Raw genomic sequence first — 23,666 nt, 5'->3', positions numbered from 1 at the left:
TTATGCAGCGAGAGTCATTATGTTGAACAAAAATGGCTAGTCGCATGCACTGTCATGGCCGCTTTCGGCCAATCTCCGGCATCCGTTGCCGGCTCGATTTCTGGGCAGATCGGCCTGCAAACGTTCATCGAGCCGAGTTGCATGATCAGCAATGGGAGCAGCGGTGCCGAATCCACCGAACAATGGGCACGATTGATTTTGGTCGTGCCACGGATCTTTGCTCTGGCGCAGACGCAGTGAGTATGGTGGACGGGGTTATGTACTGTGTGGTGCCGGTGAAAGGAATCGAACCCTCGACCTTCTCATTACAAGTGAGCTGCTCTACCAACTGAGCTACACCGGCAGACGCACCGCCATGGAGGGCATGGGGGCGAAGGGTTTGCATTGTATAGGAAACTCAGGGCGGGCATGTGCCCGTCCTGGAGTTCCTTCGGCAAATCTGAGGCATTTACCGATGACGAACGGTCTTGCCGCCCTACTTGACGATGGTCAGCCGGGGGCGTTTGGGTTCGTCATCATCGCCGTCGCCATTGCTGTCATCGGCAGCCGGGGCGAGCTCGCCCGGTTCGACGTCTGCGGCATCGGCGGGTACGGCGGCATCATCTGCACTGGGAGCCTCGTAGGGCTGGACTTCGAAGCCCATGCCGGCACCTGTTTCACGCGCGTAGATCGCACTGACGGCAGCCACTGGTACCCAGACGTTTTCCGCGACGCCGCTGAAGCGGGCTTGGAATTCGATGAATTCGTTGCCCAATACCAGCTTGTTGGTAGCCAGCGTGCCCACGTTGAGCGTGATCTGGCCATCGCGGACGTGTGCCATGGGCACCCGGGTGTGCTCGTCGACTTGTACGGTGATGTACGGCGTATAGCCGTTGTCCGTGCACCATTCGTGCAAGGCGCGCAACAGATACGGTTTGGTGGAAGTTTCACCCATCGTACACAGCCCTCCGCTTAGCGACGCATCACTTTTTCAGAGGGCGTCAGCGCCTCGATGTACGCAGGACGCGAGAAGATGCGTTCGGCGTACTTTTGCAGCGGTGCGGCGTTCTTGGGCAGCTCGATGCCGTAGTGATCCAGGCGCCACAACAAGGGGGCGACTGCCACGTCCAGCATGGAGAACTCTTCACCCAGCATGTACTTGTTTTTCAACAGCAACGGAGCCAACTGAGCCAGACGGTCGCGGATGGCTTGACGAGCGGTGGCCAGTTTCTTTTCGTCGGGCTTGCTGCTGCGGTCTTCCAGGGTGGAGACGTGCACGAACAGCTCTTTTTCGAAGTTGTACAGGAACAGGCGGGTGCGCGCGCGCATGACCGGATCGGCCGGCATCAATTGCGGGTGAGGGAAACGCTCGTCGATGTATTCGTTGATGATGTTGGACTCGTACAGCACCAGGTCACGTTCGACCAGGATGGGTACCTGGCCGTACGGGTTCATGACGGCGATGTCTTCGGGTTTGTTGTACAGGTCGATGTCGCGGATTTCGAAATCCATTCCTTTTTCGAAGAGCACAAAGCGGCAGCGTTGCGAAAAAGGGCAGGTGGTTCCGGAATAGAGCACCATCATGGCGGTGAGTCCTTGTATGAAAAGCGAAAGGCCAGCGCCGCTAATCTAGCAAACGCTGGCCCCGATTACCAGGGTGGGGCGGGCGGACCGTAGCCCGATCGGGATTAGGTTGCCGGCCCCGAAGTGTATTGCATAGTCCAGCTGTCCGGTGGGGCGAACTTCAGCGAACGTGTTTCCAATAGGAAGCGTTCAGACGCCAAGCCACCAGCAGGAACAGGCCCAGGAACAACAGCACCCAGACCCCTAATTGCTTGCGGAACAACTGTTGGGGTTCGGCCATCCAGGACAAAAATGCGGTCAGATCGGCCACATCATTGTCGTAGCTGGCCACTTTGGCCGGGTCCAGAGCCTTGAACTTAGCCTCAAGTGTAGCGTGTCCGTGGAAATTCGCGACTGGCTCGGTCTTGACCTGGGCGTAACCCTGGCTGTCGTAGGTGGTGGTGACGCGTTCCCAGCCGCCGCCCGAAACCTCGTGCATCGCCACGGTGGTGAGCTCGCGCGGGCCTTGCAGTTCCCAGAGTACGTGCGGCATCCCTACGTTGGGAAAGACCAGGTTGTTCCAGCCGGTGGCCCGGGCGGTGTCCCGATAGAACGTGCGCAGATAGGTATAGATGTAATCGGCGCCGGTCGGGCCCGCGTTGACGGATTTGGCGCGGGCAATGACGGACAAGTCTGGCGGCGTGGTGCCGAACCATTTCTTGGCGTCCTGCGGCGTCATGGCGACATGCATCAGATCGCCGACTTTCTCGCCGGTAAATAGCAGGTTTTCTTTGATCTGCTCGTCGGTCAGTCCGATGTCCTGGAGCTTGTTGTAGCGCATGGAGGATGCGCTGTGACAGTTCAGACAGTAGTTGACGAACAGTTTGGCGCCGTTTTGCAGGGCGGCCACGTCGTTGACGCGGTTGGGGGCGGTTTCCAGGGGGTAGCCGCCCTCTGCGGCGTAGGCGCCAGCGCACGCGAACATGAACGCGACAGCACCAATCAGCTTCTTGATCATGGTCATTCCGTTTTCGGTTCGTGGGTCAATGGGCATGGAACGTCACGCGGTCGGGCACGGGCTTGAAAGTCCCTAACCGGCTCCAGACCGGCATCAGGAAGAAAAAGCCCAGATAGATCAGCGTGCCGATCTGCGACATGAGGTTGTACACGTCGTTGGGTGGTTGAGTACCCAGGAAGCCCAGCACCAGGAAATTGACAATGAAAATGCCGTAGAACCATTTATGCCACGTGGGGCGATAACGGATGGATTTGACCGGGGAATGGTCCAGCCACGGCAGGAAGAACAGGATGACCACCGCCCCGCCCATGGCGACCACGCCCCAGAATTTGGCGTCGATCGTGCGCAGCAGGACAGCGACGATGATCAGCACCGCGGGGATGGCGATGCGCAGGATGCCTTTCAGGCTGCTCTTGAACAACAACGCGATCGCGCCCAGGACAGCCGCGCCGGCCAGGATCCAGGTGAATTCGGCCGTGGTGGCGCGCAGCATCGAGTAGAACGGCGTGAAATACCACACTGGAGCGATGTGCGGCGGCGTCTTGAGCGGGTCGGCAGGGATGAAGTTGTTGTATTCCAGGAAATACCCGCCCATTTCAGGCGCAAAGAACACAATCGCTGCGAAGACGATCAGGAAGCCGGCGACCCCCATGATGTCGTGCACGGTGTAGAACGGATGGAATGGAATGCCGTCTTTCGGGCGGCCGTATTTGTCTTTGGGACCTTGCTTGATCTCGACGCCGTCGGGGTTGTTGGAGCCGACTTCGTGCAGCGCGACCAAGTGTGCAGCGACCAGACCGATCAGCACGAGCGGAATGGCGATGACGTGGAACGAGAAGAAGCGGTTCAGGGTGGCGTCGGACACGACGTAGTCGCCGCGGATCCAGATCGACAGTTCAGGCCCGATGAAAGGAATGGCCGAGAACAGGTTCACGATCACCTGGGCGCCCCAGTAGGACATCTGGCCCCAGGGCAGCAGGTAGCCGAAGAACGCCTCGCCCATCAGGCACAGGAAAATGGCGACGCCAAATATCCAGACCAGCTCGCGCGGCTTGCGATAGGACCCGTAGAAGAGCCCGCGCAACATGTGCAGGTAGACCACGACAAAGAACATCGAGGCCCCGGTGGAGTGCATGTAGCGCACCAGCCAGCCCCATGGAACCTCGCGCATGATGTATTCGACCGACTGGAACGCGCGTTCGGCGTCGGGCTTGTAGTGCATGACGAGGAAGATGCCGGTGACGATCTGGATGACCAGCACCAGCAGGGCCAGGGACCCGAAGAAATACCAGAAATTGAAGTTCTTGGGCGCGTAGTATTCGGAAAGATGCGCCTTCCAGGTTGAGGTTACCGGAAAGCGCCGGTCCAGCCAGCCCAGCAGCCCTGTTGTCTCGACGGTTTTTTCGCCAGCCATGAATGGCTCCTTCTATACGAGGCGTATTTTGCTAAGGTCGGGGTAAAGCCGCGCGCAGCGCGCGTCAGGCCTTGTTGTCTTCGTCAACCCCGACGATGATGCGGGTGTCGCTCAGGTATTGATATGGCGGAACTTCGAGGTTATCGGGCGCGGGTTTGTTTTTGTACACGCGACCGGCCAGATCGAAGGTCGAGCCGTGGCAGGGGCACAGAAAGCCGCCTTCCCAGGATGCGGGCAGGCCACCGCCGCCACCGGTTTCGAAGTGCGCAGTGGGGGAACAGCCCAGATGGGTACAGATGCCCACACAGACGAACAGATCGGGTTTGCGAGACCGGTCTTCGTTTTTGGCGTATTCCGGCGTGAAGCCTGGACGCTCGGAATTGGGGTCCGCGAGATACGGATCTTGTTTTTTGATGCCGGCGAGTTGGGCATCGCTGCGGCGCAGGATCCAGACCGGCTTGCCGCGCCATTCGACGGTGCGCATTTGACCGGGGGTCAGGTCGGCAACGTCGACTTCGACGGGGGCGCCCGCAGCGCGCGCTTTTTCGGATGGGGCAAAGGTACTAACTAATGGAATGGCGGTCGCTACACCGGCCACACCGCCCACCGCACAGGCCGTAGTGACCCAGAAGCGGCGAGAAGGATCTGGTGGCAGGTTGGGATCAACCGCACCATCTTCGTCATGCAACAGCGTATCCTGACTCATCTTCCCATCCTTATTGATGCGCCTGCATTACCTGTATAGCATCAGGATTCACGCACGCAGCACCTGTTGTGTGAAACATGTAACAGTGTCGCAACCGCTTATTATAGCGCCTGCCCAGTCACGGGCGAACGACCTAAGGAGCATTCATGAGCAAGACATCGGGTTTTCTCAAAGAGTTTCGCGATTTTGCGGTTAAAGGTAATGCAGTTGATCTGGCGATTGGTGTCATTATCGGTGCGGCGTTTGGCAAGATCGTGGACTCGATAGTGAAGGACTTGATCATGCCGTTGGTGAATTTCATCCTCGGCGGCTCGGTTGATTTTTCCAACAAGTTCCTCGTTTTGTCTATGCCCGAGGGCTACACGGGCCCCATGACCTATGCGGATTTGAGCAAGGCTGGCGCCAATGTGTTGGCTTGGGGCAACTTCTTGACGATCCTTATCAATTTCATTCTGTTAGCGTTTGTTGTTTTCATTATTGTCAAGATGATCAACACGGCGCGCCGCAAGGAAGAAGAAGCCCCTGCCGCGCCTGAAGCGCCTCCTGAGGATGTGGTGGTTCTGCGCGAAATCCGCGATTTGCTGAGGAAGTAGTCTCCGATGATGCTGCCCCACGGCGCACGACTGGGCTTGGTATGACGCATGCCCCTGGCTGGGATGGCCAGGGGCATGCGTCATCATCGGGGTTGTGGGCGTAGACCGTGGACCATCCGTCGAGGCTCGGTTGCCGCGATAGCCGTGGGCTGCGTGGGTTTATACGGGGTTGTCGATGTCGATGAATTCGACGCGAATGCCGAAGTGTTTTGCCACGGCTTCACCCAATGCCTGGGCACCATAGCGTTCTGTGGCGTGGTGGCCGGCGCCAATAAATCCTGTGCCGGTTTCGCGCGCCAAGTGGTAGGTAGGTTCTGAAGCCTCGCCCGTGATGTAGGCATCCGCGCCGGCATCGATGGCATCGGCCAACATGCTTTGTGCGCCGCCAGTGCACCACGCGATGCGGCGCAGCGGCCGGTCGGGATCGCCGATGAGCAGGGGCTGGCGCCCCAGGCGTTGTTGCACGCGTGTCGCCAATGCGCCCAGCGTGCTCAAGTCTGGCGCATTGCCGAGCCAGATCAGGTCACCGTGGCCACACGTAATGGGTGCCCCTGTGTCGTCGCGCTCGGGTGTCAATCCCAGTACACGCGCCAGTTGAGCGTTGTTGCCCCATTCAGGGTGAGCATCCAACGGCAAGTGGTACGCGAACAGATTGAGATCGTGCGCCAGCGTGAGTGCCAGGCGGGTGCGGCGAGGGCCGCGTACGCGGGGATCCTCATTTTTCCAGAACCAACCGTGGTGCACGAGTACGGCATCTGCGTTACGTTCGATGGCAGCGCGTATGAGCGCCTCGGAGGCGGTGACTCCGGTGATAATGTGGCCTACGCGCGGCTTGCCTTCGACTTGCAGGCCGTTGGGACAGTAATCTTTGAATCGCGGCGCTTGCAGCGTGGCGTCCAGCCAGGCCGCCAGTTCGCGGGTGTCGATCGTTTTCATTGCCCTACCTTGTCAGGATTATGCGTCGCTATTGGCTGATATTTGCTCAGGCCGTCACGGTGTGTCTGGCCATTTTATTCGTCGTGACTACGTTGCGGCCCGATTGGCTGCGTCTGTCGGCGCCTGCGCCCGCCTCCGATGCGGCCAGGCCAAGCGCGCCTGCCGCGCCCGTCAGCGGTGCAGGTGTACCGGCCGTCATTGAGCCTGGTGTCTCGTCATACTCCTACGCCGTGTCGCGCGCGACACCGGCTGTGGTGAACGTGTACACCAGCAAGCACGTGGATGTACCGGTCGTGCCGTTGCCCGAGGATCCGATTCTGCGCCAGTTGTTTGGCCAGGTGCCGGGCTTGAGCCGCCGCCAGGCGTCCACGAGTCTGGGATCCGGCGTGATTGTGAGCAGCGAAGGCTACGTGCTGACGAACTATCACGTAGTCGAGGCGGCCGACGCGATCGAAGTGGCGCTGGCCGATGGCCGTGCGGGAACCGCGAAGGTCGTGGGGGCCGACCCGGATACCGATCTGGCTGTGTTGAAACTGGCTGATAACTTGCGCCCGCTGCCGGTAGCGGTGTTGGCGACCGATCGCAGCCTGCATGTAGGCGACGTGGTGTTGGCGATTGGCAATCCGTTCGGGGTGGGGCAGACCACGACACAGGGGATTGTGTCGGCATTGGGCCGTAATGGCCTGGGCATCAATACGTACGAGAATTTCATCCAGACCGATGCTGCGATCAACCCTGGAAACTCAGGCGGTGCGCTGATCGATACACAAGGCAATCTGGTGGGGATCAATGCAGCGATTTATTCCGAGACGGGCGGCTCTCTGGGAATCGGATTTGCGATTCCTGTGGATACGGCGCGCAAGATCATGGAAGAAATCATCAAGACGGGAGCGGTACGGCGGGGGTGGCTGGGGATCGAGCCGCAAGACATCACTCCCGATCTGGCGCGCGCCTTCAGTCTGCCGGCCAATACCAAAGGTGTGGTGATTGCAGGCGTGATTCGTGATGGTCCTGCAGGCAAAAGTGGGCTGCGCGTCGGCGATATTGTGCAGACAGTGGATGATGCCGAGGTGCAGGATACGATGACGTTGCTGCGCTTGATCGCGGCATTGCCGCCGGGAGAAAAGGCTACGCTGGGTGTGATGCGCGGCGGCAAGTTGCGCGATATGTCGGTGACCATCGGGACGCGGCCGACACAGCCACGTTGAATCGGGAGAGCAGCGAGGCGGGCATTCCCGTGCGGCATACCGTGCGGCGCTAGAAACCGGATTGGTGTTCAGCAGACGCCTGGCGTGCCGAGCTGAGGCGCGAATGATACTGCCCCCAGAGGCTTGGATGTTGATCCAAGGTCTGGGGGCAGTGTTATTGGGGCGCCTGTGTACGGTTACCGTTGTTCTGTGAGGTTGCCTGTGTCGTCTGAACCGGTGTCTTTGCTGTTAGGTGTGACCATGCGCGCCACGATCAAGCCGACCTCGTACAACAAGCACAGCGGGACGGCCAGCATGAATTGGCTGACGACGTCGGGTGGTGTGACGACCGCAGCAATGACAAAGGCGCCGACGACAACGTAGCCGCGCGCGCTGCGCAGTTTGCTTAGTTCGACGATACCGGTCTTGACCAGTAAGACCACGGCGACCGGGACTTCGAACGTGATACCGAATGCCATGAACATCGTCATGACGAAGCTGAGATAGGCCTCGATATCCGGTGCTGGCGTGATGGATTGCGGGGCGAAGGTCGAAATGAAGTGAAAGACCGTGCGAAAGACAAAGAAATAGCAGAAGGCCATGCCCAGCATGAACAGCAACGTGCTGGATACGATGAGCGGCAAGGCCAGGCGCTTTTCGTGACGATACAGACCAGGCGCGACAAAGGCCCAGGCCTGGTACAGCACGACGGGCAACGAGATGACAAAGGCGGCCATCAAGGTGACCTTGACCGGCACCATGAATGGCGTGATGACGCCCGTGGCGATCATGCGTGTGCCTTCGGGCAGCGAAGCCAGCATGGGTTGGGCCAGGATGTCATAGATGACCGAGGCGCCCGGATAGAGAAACAAAATGATGAAGACACCGAGTACGGCGGCGGCAGCCTTCATGAGACGGCTACGTAGCTCGACCAGGTGCGAGATGAAGGTTTCTTGCGGCTGATCCTGGTCCAGCTCGTCGTGCTTGGTGGTCTGAGTCACGGCGTGGTCGAGGTTTTCGGTTGGGGGGGCGCCGCCGAGTCAGTAACGGCCGCGGTATCGTTAACGGACGCAGAAGCCGGCGATGCCGTTGGGGCGGGCGATTCCGCACCAACAGGGGTCGTTGCTGCGGTCGAGGCCTCTGCACGGGCAGTTGCCGTGCCGGTCGCGACAGGCGGGGTTGCATCCAGTGCAGGAGCGTCCGTGGCTGTCGAACGGTTATCGGCGCCCGCGGGGGCCTCGACTTCTTTTTTCAGATCCGAAATGCTTTGCGTGGCTTCGCGGGCTGTATCGTTCAGACCCGTACGCAGCGAGTTTTCGGTGTCTCGCAGCGACGTTTTCACGCTGCTTGCGGCATCGTCCATTTCGCTTTTGAACTTGCGCAGTTCATCGAGCTCGATCTCGCGTTGGATGTCGCTTTTGACGTCATTGACGTAACGTTGGGCACGGCCGAGCAAATGTCCGACGGTGCGTGCCACTTTGGGCAGCCGTTCCGGCCCGATGACAATCAGCGCAATGACGCCAATCACCATCAGCTCAGTGAAACTGACATCAAACATGCGACATCTGCTCGCTTAAACAAAGAGACAAGGACAACGCAGCAAGGCAACGTCTGACGACGTTGCCTGCGGGACGGTTAAACCCGAGCCACGTGGATTAGGAGTTGTTGGTCTTTTCTTTGGCCTGGACGTCGATGGTGTCGTCGGCGACTTTCTGCTGCGAGACCTGTTCGGGCTTGGTATCGCTGTTGGCTTCTTTCATGCCTTCCTTGAAGCCTTTGACGGCGCCGCCAAGATCTCCGCCGATATTGCGCAGTTTCTTGGTGCCGAATACGAGTGCCACGATGACCAGGACGATCAACCAATGCCAGATGCTAAAGCTACCCATGATGACGGTTCTCCGGGGTTATGCGTTGGGAGCCACGCGCCCTTTCCAGGGACGCTGACCGCCGATGATATGGAAATGCAAATGCGGTACTTCCTGGCCACCGTCGATGCCGGCGTTGGCAACGAGACGGAATCCCCCATCGGGGCCCGGTCGGCAGCCATTTTCCGCTGCTAGGCGGGATGCCAATACTGTCATTTTACCTAACCAGCCCGCATCGTCTGCGCCGACGTCCTGCAGCGAGACAATGTGTCGGCGCGGGATGAGCAGCAGATGGACGGGCGCGGCTGGGTTAATGTCGTGAAACGCAACGAATTCCTCGTCCTGGTGGACGATTTTCGAGGGAATTTCGCCGCGGGCGATTTTGCAGAAAATACAGTTGTCGCTCATGGTTGTTCCGTACTCAAGACGCGGGGCGCCGTGCTTTTTCTTCGAGACCCGAGAGGCCTTCCCGTCGTGCCAGCTCGGCCAACACGTCTTCGGGGCGCAGATTGTAGTGAGTCAACGTGACGAGACAATGAAACCACAGATCGGCGGTCTCGCTGATGATGCGGTCTGGCACGCCGTCTTTGGCCGCCATGACGAGTTCGGTGGCTTCTTCGCCGATTTTCTTCAAAAAGGCGTCGGGGCCTTTGGCCAGCAGTTTGGCGACATACGACGATTGCGGATCGCCGCCGTTTTCGGGGCGGCGGGTCTCCAGAGTGTCGGCGATACGCGCGAGCGTGTCGGCGCCGGATAAGGGCTGGCTCATTTGTAAATGTGTTCCGGGTCTTTCAGGACGGGGTCGACAGTCACCCAGGAGGCGCTGTCGGCCGGGCCCTCCAGGTGGCGGAAAAAGCAGCTGGCCCGACCAGTATGGCAGGCGATACCGCCCTCTTGGTGCACCTTGAGCAGGATGACATCGCCGTCGCAGTCCAGGCGCAAATCGTGCACGGTCTGTGTGTGGCCGGATTCTTCGCCCTTGCGCCAGAGGCGTTGGCGTGAACGAGACCAATAGACGGCGCGCCCCGTGGCGGCAGTTTCGGCCAGGGACTCGCGGTTCATCCAGGCCACCATCAGGATCTGGCCGTTTTCGGCGTCTTGAGCGATGGCGGGAATCAGGCCGTTGTCGTCAAAAACAACCTCGGCCATCCAGGCGGGATCGGTATTCATGGGTACAGTCTAATCTAGTCTGACGGCGATGCCTTGGTTGGCCATGAATGTCTTGCATTCGCGTACCGTGTGTTGACCAAAGTGGAAAATGCTGGCCGCGAGCACTGCACTGGCGCGCCCGGCGGTGACGCCGTCGGCCAAGTGCTGCAGGCTGCCTACGCCGCCTGAGGCAATCACCGGAACCGGCACGGCGTCCGAGACGGCGCGGGTCAGTTCGATATCAAAGCCCGATTTGGTGCCGTCGCGGTCCATACTGGTCAACAGGATTTCGCCCGCACCATAGGCCGCCATCTGGCTGGCCCATTGCACAGCGTCCAGCCCCGTCGATTTGCGTCCGCCGTGGGTAAAGACCTCCCAACGGGCTGGCTCGCCAGGCGCGGAGACCCGGCGGGCATCGATGGCGACCACGATGCATTGCGAGCCGTGGTAACTGGCAGCAGCACGCACCAATTCCGGGTTGGCGACGGCCGCGCTGTTGATGCTGATCTTGTCGGCGCCAGCATTGAGCAGGCGCTGCACGTCGGAGACCTGGCGTACGCCACCGCCAACGGTCAGGGGGATGAATACCTGCGAGGCGACCTGCTCGATGATCGGCAGAATCAGATCGCGATCATCGCTGGTGGCGGTGATGTCCAGGAACGTGAGCTCGTCGGCGCCCTGCTCGTCGTAACGGCGCGCGATTTCAACCGGGTCGCCGGCGTCGGTCAGGTTGACGAAGTTGACCCCTTTGACGACGCGTCCCGCCGTGACGTCCAGGCACGGAATGATGCGGCGGGTCAGCGCACCGGATGGTCCAGCGGTATTCGCGGACGTGGCCGGTGTTGCGGTTGTCGTGGCGGTGGGCGTGTTCATGGATTCAGTTCGTCGGCGCGAGCCTGGGCGGCCTGAAAGTCGAGCGTGCCTTCGTAGATGCTGCGGCCCAGAATGGCGCCCTCGACGCCTTCGTCTTCGACTGCGCACAGGGCCTCGATGTCTTTCATGTCGGCAATGCCGCCCGAGGCGAACACGGGAATGCGGACGTGCTGCGCGAGCTTGACTGTGGCATCAACGTTCACGCCCGAGAGCATGCCATCGCGGCTGATGTCGGTGTAAATGATCGATTCGCAACCGTAGTCTTCGAACTTTTTGGCCAAGTCCAGCACGTCGTGGCGGGTGAGTTTGCTCCAGCCGTCAGTGGCGATCTTGCCATCCCGGGCGTCCAGGCCCACGATGATTTTGCCGGGAAAGGCGCCGCAGGCGTCTTGCAGGAATCCCGGGTTTTTCACCGCAGCCGTGCCGATGATGACGTACGAGATGCCGGCATCCAGATAAGACTCGATGGTGTCGAGGTCACGGATACCGCCGCCGATTTGCACGGGAATTTCGTCGCCCACGGCCTCCAGAATGGCTTTGATGGGAGCGTCGTTCTTGGGCTTGCCGGCGACGGCGCCGTTCAGGTCGACCAAGTGCAGGCGGCGTGCGCCCAGGTCGAGCCAGTGCGAGGCCATGGCGGCGGGTTCTTCAGAGAATACCGTTACCTCGTCGAGGTCTCCCTGGCGTAGGCGTACGCAGCGCCCGTCTTTGAGATCGATGGCGGGGATCAGCAGCATGGTGAATAGCGAGCGTTGAAAAAGGTGGTTGAAAAAAGTCCGGCCCGAGGCTCGTACGGGAGTTATGGGTTCCAGTCTACAAAATTGCGATACAGGCGCAAACCGTGAGCCGCACTTTTCTCGGGGTGAAATTGCACCGCGAAAATGTTAGCGGCTGCGACAGCGCACGTAAACTTGCCGCCATAGTCGGTTTCCCCGATAGTCAGCGCGGGATCGGCAGGCGCGGCATAGTAGCTGTGCACAAAGTAAAAATGCGTGAGATCCGGAATCCCGTCCCACAAAGCATGGGAGCGCGTTTGTCGGACTTGGTTCCAGCCCATGTGAGGGACTTTCAGGCGTTCAGTGCCGGTGGATGGGGTGCCGTCCGCAAACTGGTCGCCCGAAAATCGGCGTACGGTGCCCGGGAACACGCCCAGGCACGGGGTGTTGCCCTCTTCGCTGCTTTCGAACAGCATCTGTTCGCCTACGCATACGCCCAGCAGCGGTTTGGCGCGAGCAGCGCGCACGACGGCGTCGCGCAGCCCCGATTCGTTCAGGGTGCGCATGCAGTCGGCCATGGCGCCCTGGCCGGGAAATACGACGCGATCGGCCGCATCAATATCGGCGGCACGGTTGCAGATGCGAATGTCGGCATCGGGCGCAGCGTAGCGCAGCGCGCGCGCCACGGAATGGAAATTGCCCATTCCATAATCGACGATGGCAATGGTGGTCACTGAATTCTGCCTGCGGGTGGTGGAGTTACAGCACGCCTTTGGTGGAGGGCACGACGTCGCCCATACGCGGATCGATTTCCAGCGCCATGCGCAGGGCACGCCCGAACGCCTTGAAGACGGTCTCGCATTGGTGATGGGCGTTGAAGCCGCGCAGGTTGTCGATGTGCAGCGTGGTCAACGCGTGATTGACGAAGCCCTGGAAAAATTCGCGGGTCAGGTCCACGTCGAAATTCCCGATGCGCGCACGCGTGAACGGGATGTGATATTCCAGGCCCGGCCGGCCGGAAAAGTCGATGACCACGCGCGACAGGGCCTCGTCCAGCGGCACGTAGGCATGTCCGTAGCGGCGCAGGCCGGCCTTGTTGCCGACGGCTTTGGCGACGGCCATACCCAAGGTGATGCCGACATCTTCGACGGTGTGGTGCGCATCGATGTGCAGATCCCCTTCGGCCTTGATGTCCAGGTCGATCAAGCCATGCCGGGCGATTTGATCCAGCATATGGTCCAGAAACGGTACGCCTGTGTCCAGGGTTTGCTTGCCGGTGCCGTCCAGATTGACGGACACGCGGATGCGCGTTTCGTTGGTGTTGCGGGTGATATCGGCGGTACGCATAAAAAGAGGGGCGAGCCTAATGGGAACGGAGAATGTCTTGTAGAGCGGATAGCAACGCGGTGTTTTCGGCGGGCGTGCCTATCGAGATTCGCAGGCAGTTGGCCAGCAACGGGTGCGCGCTGGAAACGTTCTTTACCAGTATTTTGCGCGTTTTCAGCGCAAGATGCACAGCGTTACCGTCGAACTCGCCGGAAAAGCGGGCAAGAATGAAGTTTCCGGCGCTCGGAAACACGGTGACGTCCGGCAAATCGGCCAGCGCGCGGGCCAGCGGCTCGCGATCGGCGCGCAACTGGGCTGCCTGCCGGTCGAGGACGGCTTTGTGGCGTAATACCACACGCAATGCGGCTTGCGTCAGCACGTTCAGGTTGTACGGCGGACGGACTTTGTCGAACTGTGCGATCCAGTCGGGATGGCCGGACAGGTAACCGAAGCGCAGACCCGCCAGGCCGATCTTGGAAACGGTGCGCAAGATCACGGCATGGGGCAGCGTAGGCAGACGCGTCATCCAAGTATGGTTGGCGAAGGGCTGATAGGCCTCGTCCAGGACCACCAACCCAGGCGCGGCATCGATGATGGCCTGCACGGCTTCGTCGGGCCACAGGCCGCCGGTGGGGTTATTCGGCAAGGCTAAAAAGACCACTTTGGGACGATCTTGGGCGATGGCCTGCAACATCGCGGGCAAATCCAGCTGCAGATCCGCAGTCAGTGGTACGCCGACGAAACGCGCGTGATCAAAACGCGCCGCCATGTCGAAATAGACAAACGATGGCCACGGCGACAGCACGGTGTCGCCGGGCTCGCAACAGGCTTGAACGATCAGGTGGATGAGTTCGTCGGAGCCGTTGCCAAACAACAATCCGGACTCGGCAGGAATGCCGAACGCCTGGCGTACGTCATGGGCGAGTTCGGTAGTGTCGCCCGCCGGATAACGATTGAGCGCCGTATCGTGGACGGCGCGAGCGATGTCGTCGCGTACGGCATCCGGCAACTCGTATGGGCATTCCATGGCGTCGAGCTTGATGCCGCCCGCGGCAGGCGGCACAGGATAGGCGCTCAACGCCCGGATATCCGCCCGAACCGTACCGGCGATGCGGTCGGCCGCGGTGCGCGGCGTCATGGTTTGTCCAGCCGGTATTGCGCGCTGGCTGCGTGGGCCTGCAGACCCTCGCCCAGCGCGAGTTCGGCGGCAATGCGGCCCAGTGTCTGAGCACCCTGATGAGATACCTGAATCAGGCTGGAGCGCTTTTGAAAGTCATACACGCCCAGCGGCGAGGAAAACCGGGCGGTGCGGGATGTGGGCAATACGTGGTTGGGGCCGGCGCAATAGTCGCCCAGCGATTCGGAGCTGAAACGGCCCATGAAGATGGCGCCAGCATGCCGGATGCGCGCGGTCCAGTGTTCGGGCTGCTCCGTCGAGATTTCCAAGTGCTCGGGAGCGATGTCGTTCGCGATGGCACAGGCTTCGTCCAGATCCCGCACCAAAATCAACGCGCCGCGATTGGCGAGGCTCACACGCAGAATGTCGGCGCGTGGCATGGTGGGCAGCAGACGCTCGATGGCGGCCTCGACCTCGTCGATGAAGGCAGCATCGGGGCACAAGAGAATGGATTGTGCCAATTCGTCGTGCTCGGCCTGCGAAAACAGGTCCATGGCGATCCAGTCGGCCGGGGTATTGCCGTCGCAGATGACCAGGATTTCGCTGGGGCCCGCGATCATGTCGATGCCCACGGTGCCGAATACGCGACGCTTGGCGGCCGCGACATAGGCGTTGCCCGGACCGACGATCTTGTCTACTGCCGGCACGGTCGCCGTGCCGTAGGCCAATGCACCGATCGCTTGGGCGCCGCCGATGGCGAATGCGCGGTCCACGCCGGCTATGGCGGCAGCGGCCAGGACGATCGGATTGCGTACGCCGTCAGGCGTGGGCGTGACCATGATCAACTCGGGGACGCCTGCCACTTTGGCGGGGATCGCATTCATCAGGACCGACGAGGGATAGGCAGCCTTGCCGCCCGGCACGTACAAGCCCACGCGGTCCAGCGGGGTGATCTGCTGGCCCAGCAAGGTGCCCTCGGCGTCGGTGTAGGTCCAGGTCTCGCCACGTTGGTGTTCGTGATAGGCGCGGACGCGATCGGCGGCGGTTTCCAACGCATTACGTTGCGCGGCGGGCAAAGCCGCCAAGGCGGCATGCCAGTCGGCCTTGGGAATTTCGAGAGCGTCGGCCGACGACACGGCAACGCGATCAAAGCGCTGGGTATATTCCAGCAGCGCCGTGTCACCGCGATGGCGTACATCCGCCAGAATGCCGGCCGCGGCGCGGTCGATGGATTCGTCTTCGGTGGCTTCGAAAGCCAGCAGTTTGGACAGCGCGGCAGCAAAATCCGGCTGACGGGAATCGAGGCGATTGATCAGGGCCATGGCGTCATGGTGAAGCAAAGAGACCCCCGGCGGCGTATATCAGCACGGCCACCGGAGCAGGTAAAGACATAGTGTAGCGGGCGCAGGCCGCGTCAGGCCGCGGCGCCGGCATTTGCCGCCCGTTGGAACGCGTCCAGCAGGGGTTGCAGCCGCGCGCCGCGCGTCTTGAGCGAGGCCTGGTTGACGATCAGGCGCGACGAGATAGCCATGATGTCTTCTACGGCGACCAGGTCATTGGCGCGCAGCGTGCCGCCCGAGGACACCAGGTCGACGATGCAGTCGGCCAGTCCGACCAGCGGGGCGAGCTCCATCGAGCCATACAGCTTGATGATGTCGACGTAGACGCCTTTGGCCGCAAAGTGCTCGCGTGCAGATTGCACGTATTTGGTGGCTACGCGCAGGCGTGCGCCTTGGTGGACAGCGGCTTCGTAGTCGAATCCGTTGCGCACCGCGACGCACAGCCGGCATTTGGCGATGTTCAGGTCGATGGGCTGATACAGGCCACCGGGCTGCTGGGCTGCGTGCTCGATCAGCACGTCTTTACCGGCGATGCCGAGATCGGCAGCGCCGTACTGGACGTACGTGGGAACGTCGGAGGCACGAACAATGATCAGGCGCAGGCCGGGGTCGCTGGTCGGCAGAATCAGCTTGCGCGAGCTCTCCGGGTTTTCGGGGACCTCAATACCGGCCTCAGCCAGCAGTGGCAGTGTTTCCTCGAAAATGCGGCCCTTGGATAACGCCAGGGTGATGGGAGCGTTGGCGACGGGGCTCATAGGGATTCCTTGCCGCTCAAGCGCTGAATGTCAGCGCCCAGCGCGCGTAGTTTGACTTCCATGCGGTCGTAGCCGCGATCCAGGTGGTAAATGCGGTCGATGGTGGTTTGCCCTTCGGCGGCCAGGCCGGCGATGACCAGGCTGGCCGAGGCGCGCAGATCGGTGGCCATGACGGTGGCGCCCGACAGGCGTTCAACGCCGCGCACCACCGCGGTGTGGCCATCGATGTCGATGTCCGCACCCATGCGGCGTAGCTCTTGCACGTGCATGTAGCGGTTTTCAAAGATGGTTTCTACGATCACCGAGGTGCCTTGCGCGATAGTGTCCAAGGCCATCAGCTGGGCTTGCATGTCGGTGGCAAAGCCCGGGTATTCGTGAGTGCGGAAGCCGACCGCGCGCGGCCGGCCTTGCATGGCGCCGCGAATCCAGTCCGGGCCGGTTTCCAGCGTAAGGCCGGCTTCGGTGAGTTTGTCCAAGGTCGCACCCATCATGTCCGGGGCGACGTTGCGCAGAACGATGTCGCCGCCCGCCGCACCCACGGCGCAGAGAAAGGTCCCGGCCTCGATCCGGTCGGGGCTGACACGATGCTCGGCGCCATGCAGGCTGTCCACGCCATCGATCACGATGCGGTCCGTGCCATGACCCTGGATACGCGCGCCCATTTTGATCAGCAGCTCGGCCAGATCGACGACTTCTGGTTCGCGGGCAGCATTTTCGAGAACGGTCTGGCCCTCGGCCAATACGGCGGCCATCAGCAGGTTTTCCGTGCCTGTGACGGTGACCATGTCTGTGAGAATGGAGGCGCCCTTTAGCCGTGCAGCTTTGGCGATGACGAAGCCGTGTTCGATGCGAATGTCGGCGCCCAATGCCGCCAGGCCCTTGATATGCTGGTCGACGGGGCGTTGCCCGATGCTACATCCGCCCGGCAGGCTGACGCGAGCCTCGCCGAAGCGGGCGAGCAGCGGCCCGAGCACCAGGATCGAGGCACGCATGGTCTTGACCAGATCGTAGGGAGCTTCCAGATTGTCGACCTGGTGGGCTTGCAAGGTCACGATGCCGTCGGCGCCGCGTTCTGCCTTGACCCCCATGCGGGCCAACAGGCGCAACATGGTGGACGTGTCATTCAGGGCTGGCACGTTGGCCAGAGAGACGGTGTCGGCAGTAAGCAGGCCTGCGCACAGAATAGGCAATGCCGCGTTCTTGGCGCCAGAAACGGTGACCTCGCCGCGCAGGGGCGCGCCGCCGGTGATACATAGCTTGTCCATCAGTTGCCCGCCTTGGTGTATTCGTCGGGAGTCAGGGTGCGCATGGATAGCGCGTGGATTTCGGCCTTCATGCGGTCGCCCAGTGCGGCGTAGACCAATTGATGGCGTGCGATCAAGCGTTTACCTTCGAATGCGGGGCTGACGATAACGGCGTCAAAATGGGAGCCGTCGCCCTGCACATCCAGATGATCGCAAGGCAGCCCGTCGGCGATATATTGGCGAACCTGCTCGGGGGTAGGCAGCATGGCGTCAATTCCTGAGTTTGTAACCGCTGGCCAGGAGCCGCAAGGCACAGATCACCAAGGCGGCGAAGACCCCTGTCACGACGGCCAGGCTGTGCCATGGCGAGACGTCCGATACGGAGAAGAACCCGTAGCGAAAGCCATCGATCGTATAAAAAATGGGGTTCCAGTGCGACACGGTTTGCCAGAACGGCGGCAGTGTGTGAATGGAGTAGAACACGCCGGACAGAAAGGTGGCCGGCATGATCAGAAAGTTTTGGAATACAGCGAGCTGGTCGAATTTTTCCGACCATAGACCGGCAATCAGGCCCAATGTGCCCATGATGCCGCAGGCCAGAATAGCGAATACGACGATCCAGCCTGGATGGGCCAAAGGCAACGATGTGAAGCAGATGGCCACCAGCCACACACAGGCACCCACCGCCAGGCCGCGCACAATCGCCGCCAGAAGATAGGCCGAGAAAATCTCGCGATGCGATAACGGAGGCAGGAGCACGAACACCAGGTTGCCGGTGATACGGCTCTGGATCAACGACGATGACGGATTCGCGAAAGCATTTTGCAGCATGCTCATCATCATCAGCCCCGGGATCAGGAACGCGGTGTACGGCACGGTGTTGTACACCATGACGCGCCCTTCCAGGACGTGGGCGAACACCAGCAGGTAGAGCAAGGCCGTGACAACGGGGGCGGCAATGGTCTGGAACGCCACTTTCCAGAAACGCAGGAGCTCCTTGCGCAACAGCGTAGGAAAGCCGGAGCCCGCATCCAGACGAGGCTGCACCAATGGTTGTTCGGTCGGGGTCAGCGGCGGGGTCACGAAAGGGCCTCTTCAGGTTCGAGTTCGGCCGACAACGGCGTGTCCTGGTGCATGATGCGCACAAAGGCGTCTTCGAGGTCCACACCGCCCACGCGCGCCAGCAAGGCCTGCGTGGTGTCCAGCGCCACGATGCGCCCGCCTTTCAGCATGGCGATACGGCCACACAAAGCCTCGGCTTCTTCGAGGTAGTGCGTGGTCAGCATGATGGTGTGGCCGGCTTTGTTCAGCCGCGAGATGAATTCCCACAGGGTGCGGCGCAGGTCGACATCCACGCCCGCGGTGGGCTCGTCCAGCACAATGACGGGCGGACGGTGCACCAGCGCCTGAGCGACCAGGACGCGTCGTTTCATACCGCCCGACAAGGCACGCATATTGCTGTCAGCCTTGTCTGCCAAGCCTAAATTGAACAGGATTTCGTCGATCCAGTCGTCGTTCTTGCGCAGGCCAAAATAGCCCGACTGGATGCGCAGCGTTTCGCGCACGGTGAAAAACGGGTCGTAGACCAATTCTTGCGGTACGACGCCCAGCGCGCGGCGGGCCATTTTATAGTCGGCGGAAACATCGTAGCCACAGACACTGGCACTGCCGCTGGAGGCACGCGCCAAGCCGGCCAGGATGGAAATCAAGGTGGTCTTGCCGGCTCCATTAGGCCCCAGCAAGCCAAAAAACTCGCCGGGCTCGATGCGCAGGCTGACATCGTTCAGGGCCTGAAATCCCTGGCCGGGGGTACGTCCAAGCCATTTTTTCCAACCCGCCTGGCGTGGTGGATAAATCTTGGATACGTGTTCTAGACTGACTGCTGACATGGCGACGGCGAAGGCCCAGGAAAGAGCGAATCGCCCATTATAAATGGCGGCCCCGCCGGGACGGCTTTGTCCCGGTTGCCGCCTGGGTTTATTGGTTGCGCTGGTTCAGCGCCTTGATCAATCCGTCAATGCCGGACTGCTCGATCTGTTGCGCGAATTGATTGCGGTAGTTCTGGATCAGCCAGATGCCTTCGACGTTCATGTCGTAGATTCGCCAGCCCTGCTTGGGGTCTTTTTCGAGTCGATAGTCAACACCGACGGGCTGGCCGTTTGCCTGCGTGATCAGGCTGCGCACGACCACATCGTCTGCGTTGGGATCATCCCGAAACGGCAGCAATTTAATGGACGTGTTTTGCGTCACACCGGTCAGGGCGCCGCTATAGGTGCGCACCAGGGTGCCGCGAAAAGCGTTGGCCAAGGCCGTTTGTTGCTCGGGCGTGGCTTGGCGCCAGTAACGGCCGGCAGACAACTGCGTGGTTCTACGGAAATTGACGTACGGCAGGATGTAGGTGTCGACGACCTGGTTGATGTGGGCGAGATCGCCGGATTTGACCTTGGAATCGGCCTTGAGCACGTCCAGCGCCTCATTGGCGGCGTCAAGCACGAACTTGTCGGGCGCGCCGTGGGCATCGGGCTTGGCGTGGGCCGCGGTAGCGGCCATCAGGCCGATGGCCGCAGCCAGGAATAGACGTTGCAGCAAGGAAAAAGCGGAAATTCGCATGAGAGCTCCTTTTGAGTGGGGCGTCTTGATTATTGGGTAGGCGTAGGCGCAGGGCCGGCAGGTTGAGCCGGCGTGGCGGCTGCATCGTCCTCGTCCTCGATGCTGTAATCCGGCAGATTACCCTCGCCCTCGGCGCTGCCTCGCACCATGGCGGCGCGGCGTTGCAGGTAGGCATCGCGAATGAAGCTGTAGGGGTCCAGCGCTACCCGGTCGACCGTATCGGTGGTGTCGAGCAGGCTCGCACGCGTGTCGACGAGATCCAGGCCCCACAGGCTGTTGCGGATCGGTACGTTCTCGATCGCGCCCGGGCTGCTGTAGGTGTAAAGACCGCCTTGCCAGTCGCCGATCAGGCCCACGCCGTCACGCACGCTGCTCGAGCCAAAGAACGGCAGCACCAAATAGGGACCTTGGCCAAGGCCCCATACGCCCAGCGTCGTGCCGAAGTCGTTGGGGATCTTGCGGGCGCCATTGGCCGAAGCGACGTCAAAGCAGCCGCCCACGCCCATGGTGGTGTTGAACAGGAATCGTCCGAGCGTGTTGACGAAATCGTGGCCGCGGCCCTGCAGGAAACTGTTGGTGGCTGACCAGAGATCGCCCACGTTACTGAACATGTTGTGGACGCAGCTACGTACCGGCTCGGGCGTGACATAGGTGTATGCCTGCGCGACGGGCTTGAACAGGGCCCGGTCCACAGTGTCATTGAACTTGTATACACCGCGGTTGAAGCCTTCCCAGGGATCGCGGGGATCCGGGTTGCCTGGAGCGGCGCAACCGGCGGTCAGTGCGCAGACGGCCAGGACAGAGGCAAATCGAGCGTAGGTGGGCATAGTCATGATGGGGTCAATGCCAAGCAAAGGTTCTGTTCTCAAGTAGCCTGCCGCAGCAGGCCGCGCAAGGGCGTTCGGTCAGCGTCAGGCGGTGCGGTATTTCAGTTCGCCGGCGGCGCACTGGGTGTTTCGCCGGATTTTTCCGAATTGGACCCTTGGTTTTGCGCGCTGTTGTAGAGGAATTGGCTAATCAGGTTTTCCAGGACAACGGCGCTTTGGGTATAGCGGATTTTGCCTCCATCGGCAAAATTTTGCTCGTCGCCACCGGCCGTCAGCCCTACGTACTGCTCGCCTAGCAGCCCCGAGGTCAAAATGGAGGCCGACGTGTCTTTGGGGAATTGATAGCCTTCTTCCAGGTTGAGCGCGACAACGGCCTTGAAAGAACGGTCGTCAAAGGTGATGCTGCTGACGCGCCCCACCACCACGCCGGCGCTTTTGACGGGCGCGCGGGCTTTCAGGCCGCCGATATTGTCAAAGTCGGCGGTCAGCGTGTATGTCGGCGCAAACGAGAAACTGCTGAGGTTGCCGGCACGCAAGGCCAGAAACACCAGGGCGGCTGCGCCGAGCAGCACGAAGAGCCCTACCCAAAAATCGGTTTTTTCGCGTGACATGATGCAAATCCGTATTAATTGCCAAACATCAGGGCGGTAAGCAGGAAATCCAGGCCCAGCACGGCGAGCGAGCCTACGACGACAGTGCGGGTGGTGGCTCGTGCCACGCCCTCGGGGGTGGCGCGGGCGTGCCAGCCCTCGTAGAGGGCGACGAGCGTGACCGTGACGCCGAACACAATGCTTTTCAGGACGCCATTGGCGACATCATCCCAGACGTCCACGCCATTTTGCATCTGCGACCAGAAAGCGCCGGCATCTACCCCGATGAGCAGTACGCCGACGACCCAGCCGCCCAGGATGCCCACCATGGAAAATACAGCGGCCAATACCGGCATGGCGATGATGCCGCCCCACAAACGCGGCACGAGCACCCGCCGCATCGGATCGACGGCCATGACTTCCATGGCCGAGAGCTGCTCCCCTGCCTTCATGAGGCCGATCTCGGCCGTCAGCGAGGTACCGGCACGGCCGGCAAACAGGAGCGCCGTCACCACAGGGCCCAACTCGCGAACCAGGGACAGAGCGACCAGCAGGCCGAGGGCTTCTTCGGAACCGTAGCGGTTCAGTGTGTAATAGCCCTGCAATCCCAGCACAAAGCCGACAAACAGGCCCGATACGACGATGATCAGCAGGGAATAGTTGCCGATGAAGTGCACTTGCTGGGAGACCAGCCGGGGACGCGACAAAGCGATGCCACTGCGCGCCAGGAGACTGTTTACAAAGCGGGTGAACCCGCCGACGCCGCTGATGCTGTCGCGCACCCAGCGGCCCAGGGTGCTGATCGCTCGAACTGGCCCGGTCATGATTTTCGGCCTCCGAGGGAAGATTGGGCTGCGTCGGCTTTGGGAGACGGGGTCGATTTCGCCCCAGCCCCGGAGGGGCCCGCCTGTTTGGCGAGCCAGGCCTGAAATGCCGGCGTGTCGGGATACTGAAAGGCGACAGGGCCGTCGGGCTCGCCGCCCAGGAATTGTTTGACGTAAGGGTCTTGCGATTCGGATAGGGATTGCGGTGACCCGGAGATAACCAAGCGGCCCTGGCCTACCAGGTAGACCTGATCGGCAATGGCAAAGGATTCCTGGACGTCATGGGTGATCAGCACCGATGCGCAGTGCAGCCGGTCAGACAGATCGCGGATCAGGCGGGCCGTGATGCCCATCGAGATCGGATCCAGCCCCGCGAAGGGTTCGTCGTACAGAATGAGTTCGGGCTCCAGCACCACGGCGCGAGCCAGCGCTACCCGCCGGGACATGCCACCAGAGATTTCCGCTACGCGCAGATGTGCCGCGGCACGCAGTCCGACGGCGTCGAGCTTGTCCAGGACGCGGGACACGATCTCTGCCTCTGGCAACTGGGTGTGCTCGCGCAGGGGAAAAGCGACATTTTCAAAGACATTCAGGTCTGTAAACAGCGCGCCTTGCTGAAAAAGCACACCCATGCGTTTGCGCAACGCCTGCAATTCATTATGATCGACGCGGCCTAGATCGGTGCCGAATGCGTGGACTTGGCCGCGCAAGGGCTGAAGCTGGCCTGTCGCAGCCCGCAACAACGTGGTTTTGCCGGAGCCGGAGCCGCCCATGATGGCTACAACCTGCCCGGGCTGGACTGTCATGGTGATGTCTTGCAGCACCGTGAATTCGCCATAGCCAAGCGCCACTGCGTCCAGTGACAAAACAGGGGGCGGGCTATCGGGCGTGTGATCGGGCATAGGCAACAGTGTGGGCCTGGACAGGTGAACAGTGTCCTACAAAGGGGACGACCATAGAGTTTTTGGCCGAACCGGTCAAGGCGTCGACCTCGGGTACTGTACCTGCCAGGCGACCGTGATTATTGCGGCGGC

Annotated in this window: 30 protein-coding genes, 1 tRNA gene and 1 pseudogene; 3 read left to right on the top strand and 29 right to left on the bottom strand. The window is 61.1% G+C overall.

Going from position 1 to position 23,666, the window contains the following annotated elements:
• The first annotated feature begins 54 nt into the window (after positions 1 to 54).
• Positions 55 to 240: a hypothetical protein gene (locus ACYVIT_RS22800; RefSeq protein ID WP_415804747.1), complete on the top strand. Its 186-nt coding sequence runs from the start codon at positions 55 to 57 to the stop codon at positions 238 to 240.
• Positions 241 to 267: 27 nt separating this feature from the next.
• Here ACYVIT_RS22800 and ACYVIT_RS22795 read toward each other — a convergent pair.
• From ACYVIT_RS22795 to petA, 6 genes are all read right to left on the bottom strand, one after another.
• Positions 268 to 343 (bottom strand) — tRNA-Thr (locus ACYVIT_RS22795).
• A 132-nt stretch (positions 344 to 475) separates the two neighbouring features.
• Positions 476 to 934 (bottom strand): ClpXP protease specificity-enhancing factor, encoded by a 459-nt coding sequence (locus ACYVIT_RS22790; protein WP_415804746.1) that lies wholly within the window; start codon positions 932 to 934, stop codon positions 476 to 478.
• Between the two features lie 17 nt (positions 935 to 951).
• Entirely contained in the window at positions 952 to 1,563 is a 612-nt protein-coding gene (locus ACYVIT_RS22785; RefSeq protein WP_415804745.1) for a glutathione S-transferase N-terminal domain-containing protein, read from the bottom strand.
• Between the two features lie 160 nt (positions 1,564 to 1,723).
• The gene (locus ACYVIT_RS22780; protein ID WP_415804744.1) at positions 1,724 to 2,566 is read right to left on the bottom strand and encodes a cytochrome c1; all 843 of its coding nucleotides are present in this window, start codon (positions 2,564 to 2,566) and stop codon (positions 1,724 to 1,726) included.
• 19 nt (positions 2,567 to 2,585) lie between these two features.
• Complete coding sequence (locus tag ACYVIT_RS22775) at positions 2,586 to 3,974, bottom strand: cytochrome b (protein ID WP_415804743.1); 1,389 nt, start codon at positions 3,972 to 3,974, stop codon at positions 2,586 to 2,588.
• 64 nt (positions 3,975 to 4,038) lie between these two features.
• Positions 4,039 to 4,680 (bottom strand): ubiquinol-cytochrome c reductase iron-sulfur subunit, encoded by a 642-nt coding sequence (petA, locus tag ACYVIT_RS22770; protein WP_415804742.1) that lies wholly within the window; start codon positions 4,678 to 4,680, stop codon positions 4,039 to 4,041.
• Between the two features lie 146 nt (positions 4,681 to 4,826).
• Here petA and mscL point away from each other — a divergent pair, with 146 nt between their 5' ends.
• The gene (gene mscL, locus ACYVIT_RS22765; RefSeq protein ID WP_415804741.1) at positions 4,827 to 5,273 is read left to right on the top strand and encodes a large conductance mechanosensitive channel protein MscL; all 447 of its coding nucleotides are present in this window, start codon (positions 4,827 to 4,829) and stop codon (positions 5,271 to 5,273) included.
• A gap of 159 nt (positions 5,274 to 5,432) precedes the next feature.
• On the opposite strand, the gene ACYVIT_RS22760 is transcribed toward mscL, so the two are convergent.
• Positions 5,433 to 6,209, bottom strand: coding sequence for a Nif3-like dinuclear metal center hexameric protein (locus tag ACYVIT_RS22760; RefSeq protein ID WP_415804740.1), 777 nt, complete (start codon positions 6,207 to 6,209; stop codon positions 5,433 to 5,435).
• 20 nt (positions 6,210 to 6,229) lie between these two features.
• Between ACYVIT_RS22760 and ACYVIT_RS22755 the strand changes: the two genes are divergently transcribed.
• Positions 6,230 to 7,417: a Do family serine endopeptidase gene (locus ACYVIT_RS22755; RefSeq protein ID WP_460478290.1), complete on the top strand. Its 1,188-nt coding sequence runs from the start codon at positions 6,230 to 6,232 to the stop codon at positions 7,415 to 7,417.
• A gap of 176 nt (positions 7,418 to 7,593) precedes the next feature.
• Here ACYVIT_RS22755 and tatC read toward each other — a convergent pair whose 3' ends face one another.
• The 22 genes and pseudogenes from tatC to ACYVIT_RS22645 all read right to left on the bottom strand — a co-directional run.
• Positions 7,594 to 8,307 (bottom strand): twin-arginine translocase subunit TatC, encoded by a 714-nt coding sequence (gene tatC, locus ACYVIT_RS22750; RefSeq protein WP_415804837.1) that lies wholly within the window; start codon positions 8,305 to 8,307, stop codon positions 7,594 to 7,596.
• An 86-nt stretch (positions 8,308 to 8,393) separates the two neighbouring features.
• Complete coding sequence (tatB, locus tag ACYVIT_RS22745) at positions 8,394 to 8,954, bottom strand: Sec-independent protein translocase protein TatB (protein ID WP_415804738.1); 561 nt, start codon at positions 8,952 to 8,954, stop codon at positions 8,394 to 8,396.
• A 97-nt stretch (positions 8,955 to 9,051) separates the two neighbouring features.
• Positions 9,052 to 9,282, bottom strand: coding sequence for a Sec-independent protein translocase subunit TatA (tatA, locus tag ACYVIT_RS22740; RefSeq protein ID WP_094824085.1), 231 nt, complete (start codon positions 9,280 to 9,282; stop codon positions 9,052 to 9,054).
• Between the two features lie 18 nt (positions 9,283 to 9,300).
• Positions 9,301 to 9,669 (bottom strand): histidine triad nucleotide-binding protein, encoded by a 369-nt coding sequence (locus ACYVIT_RS22735; RefSeq protein ID WP_415804737.1) that lies wholly within the window; start codon positions 9,667 to 9,669, stop codon positions 9,301 to 9,303.
• A gap of 13 nt (positions 9,670 to 9,682) precedes the next feature.
• Complete coding sequence (locus tag ACYVIT_RS22730) at positions 9,683 to 10,030, bottom strand: phosphoribosyl-ATP diphosphatase (protein ID WP_094824087.1); 348 nt, start codon at positions 10,028 to 10,030, stop codon at positions 9,683 to 9,685.
• Positions 10,027 to 10,431, bottom strand: a complete 405-nt coding sequence (hisI, locus tag ACYVIT_RS22725) for a phosphoribosyl-AMP cyclohydrolase (RefSeq protein WP_094836990.1) — start codon at positions 10,429 to 10,431, stop codon at positions 10,027 to 10,029. The genes ACYVIT_RS22730 and hisI overlap by 4 nt, the downstream gene beginning before the upstream one ends.
• Before the next feature lie 9 nt (positions 10,432 to 10,440).
• Positions 10,441 to 11,283 (bottom strand): imidazole glycerol phosphate synthase subunit HisF, encoded by an 843-nt coding sequence (gene hisF, locus ACYVIT_RS22720; protein WP_415804736.1) that lies wholly within the window; start codon positions 11,281 to 11,283, stop codon positions 10,441 to 10,443.
• Entirely contained in the window at positions 11,280 to 12,020 is a 741-nt protein-coding gene (hisA, locus tag ACYVIT_RS22715; RefSeq protein ID WP_415804735.1) for a 1-(5-phosphoribosyl)-5-[(5-phosphoribosylamino)methylideneamino]imidazole-4-carboxamide isomerase, read from the bottom strand. The genes hisF and hisA overlap by 4 nt, the downstream gene beginning before the upstream one ends.
• Positions 12,021 to 12,082: 62 nt before the next feature.
• Complete coding sequence (hisH, locus tag ACYVIT_RS22710) at positions 12,083 to 12,733, bottom strand: imidazole glycerol phosphate synthase subunit HisH (protein WP_415804734.1); 651 nt, start codon at positions 12,731 to 12,733, stop codon at positions 12,083 to 12,085.
• A 25-nt stretch (positions 12,734 to 12,758) separates the two neighbouring features.
• The gene (hisB, locus tag ACYVIT_RS22705) at positions 12,759 to 13,346 is read right to left on the bottom strand and encodes an imidazoleglycerol-phosphate dehydratase HisB (RefSeq protein WP_415804733.1); all 588 of its coding nucleotides are present in this window, start codon (positions 13,344 to 13,346) and stop codon (positions 12,759 to 12,761) included.
• 16 nt (positions 13,347 to 13,362) lie between these two features.
• A complete protein-coding gene (gene hisC, locus ACYVIT_RS22700) occupies positions 13,363 to 14,463 on the bottom strand; it encodes a histidinol-phosphate transaminase (protein WP_415804732.1) in 1,101 nt (366 codons plus the stop codon).
• The gene (hisD, locus tag ACYVIT_RS22695; protein WP_415804731.1) at positions 14,460 to 15,764 is read right to left on the bottom strand and encodes a histidinol dehydrogenase; all 1,305 of its coding nucleotides are present in this window, start codon (positions 15,762 to 15,764) and stop codon (positions 14,460 to 14,462) included. The genes hisC and hisD overlap by 4 nt, the downstream gene beginning before the upstream one ends.
• Before the next feature lie 92 nt (positions 15,765 to 15,856).
• Positions 15,857 to 16,537: an ATP phosphoribosyltransferase gene (gene hisG / locus ACYVIT_RS22690; protein ID WP_415804730.1), complete on the bottom strand. Its 681-nt coding sequence runs from the start codon at positions 16,535 to 16,537 to the stop codon at positions 15,857 to 15,859.
• Entirely contained in the window at positions 16,534 to 17,802 is a 1,269-nt protein-coding gene (gene murA / locus ACYVIT_RS22685; protein WP_415804729.1) for a UDP-N-acetylglucosamine 1-carboxyvinyltransferase, read from the bottom strand. The genes hisG and murA overlap by 4 nt, the downstream gene beginning before the upstream one ends.
• Entirely contained in the window at positions 17,802 to 18,047 is a 246-nt protein-coding gene (locus ACYVIT_RS22680; RefSeq protein ID WP_094824096.1) for a BolA family protein, read from the bottom strand. Before ACYVIT_RS22680 ends, murA begins: the two co-directional genes overlap by 1 nt.
• A gap of 4 nt (positions 18,048 to 18,051) precedes the next feature.
• Positions 18,052 to 18,864, bottom strand: coding sequence for an ABC transporter permease (locus tag ACYVIT_RS22675; RefSeq protein WP_415804728.1), 813 nt, complete (start codon positions 18,862 to 18,864; stop codon positions 18,052 to 18,054).
• Positions 18,861 to 19,670, bottom strand: a complete 810-nt coding sequence (locus tag ACYVIT_RS22670; protein WP_415804727.1) for an ABC transporter ATP-binding protein — start codon at positions 19,668 to 19,670, stop codon at positions 18,861 to 18,863. Before ACYVIT_RS22670 ends, ACYVIT_RS22675 begins: the two co-directional genes overlap by 4 nt.
• Before the next feature lie 88 nt (positions 19,671 to 19,758).
• The gene (locus tag ACYVIT_RS22665) at positions 19,759 to 20,391 is read right to left on the bottom strand and encodes an MlaC/ttg2D family ABC transporter substrate-binding protein (RefSeq protein ID WP_415804726.1); all 633 of its coding nucleotides are present in this window, start codon (positions 20,389 to 20,391) and stop codon (positions 19,759 to 19,761) included.
• 29 nt (positions 20,392 to 20,420) lie between these two features.
• Positions 20,421 to 21,224 (bottom strand): MlaA family lipoprotein, encoded by an 804-nt coding sequence (locus ACYVIT_RS22660; RefSeq protein ID WP_415804725.1) that lies wholly within the window; start codon positions 21,222 to 21,224, stop codon positions 20,421 to 20,423.
• 95 nt (positions 21,225 to 21,319) lie between these two features.
• Positions 21,320 to 21,829: an outer membrane lipid asymmetry maintenance protein MlaD gene (mlaD, locus tag ACYVIT_RS22655; RefSeq protein WP_415804724.1), complete on the bottom strand. Its 510-nt coding sequence runs from the start codon at positions 21,827 to 21,829 to the stop codon at positions 21,320 to 21,322.
• 14 nt (positions 21,830 to 21,843) lie between these two features.
• Entirely contained in the window at positions 21,844 to 22,632 is a 789-nt protein-coding gene (gene mlaE / locus ACYVIT_RS22650; protein ID WP_415804723.1) for a lipid asymmetry maintenance ABC transporter permease subunit MlaE, read from the bottom strand.
• 77 nt (positions 22,633 to 22,709) lie between these two features.
• Positions 22,710 to 23,534 (bottom strand): annotated as a pseudogene (locus tag ACYVIT_RS22645) (ABC transporter ATP-binding protein); the annotation flags it as partial.
• Between the last annotated feature and the right edge of the window lie 132 nt (positions 23,535 to 23,666).

The organism is Bordetella muralis (assembly GCF_054781015.1).
Note: the sequence above shows the minus strand (reverse complement) of the source record. Positions and strands in the feature narration are given on the sequence as shown.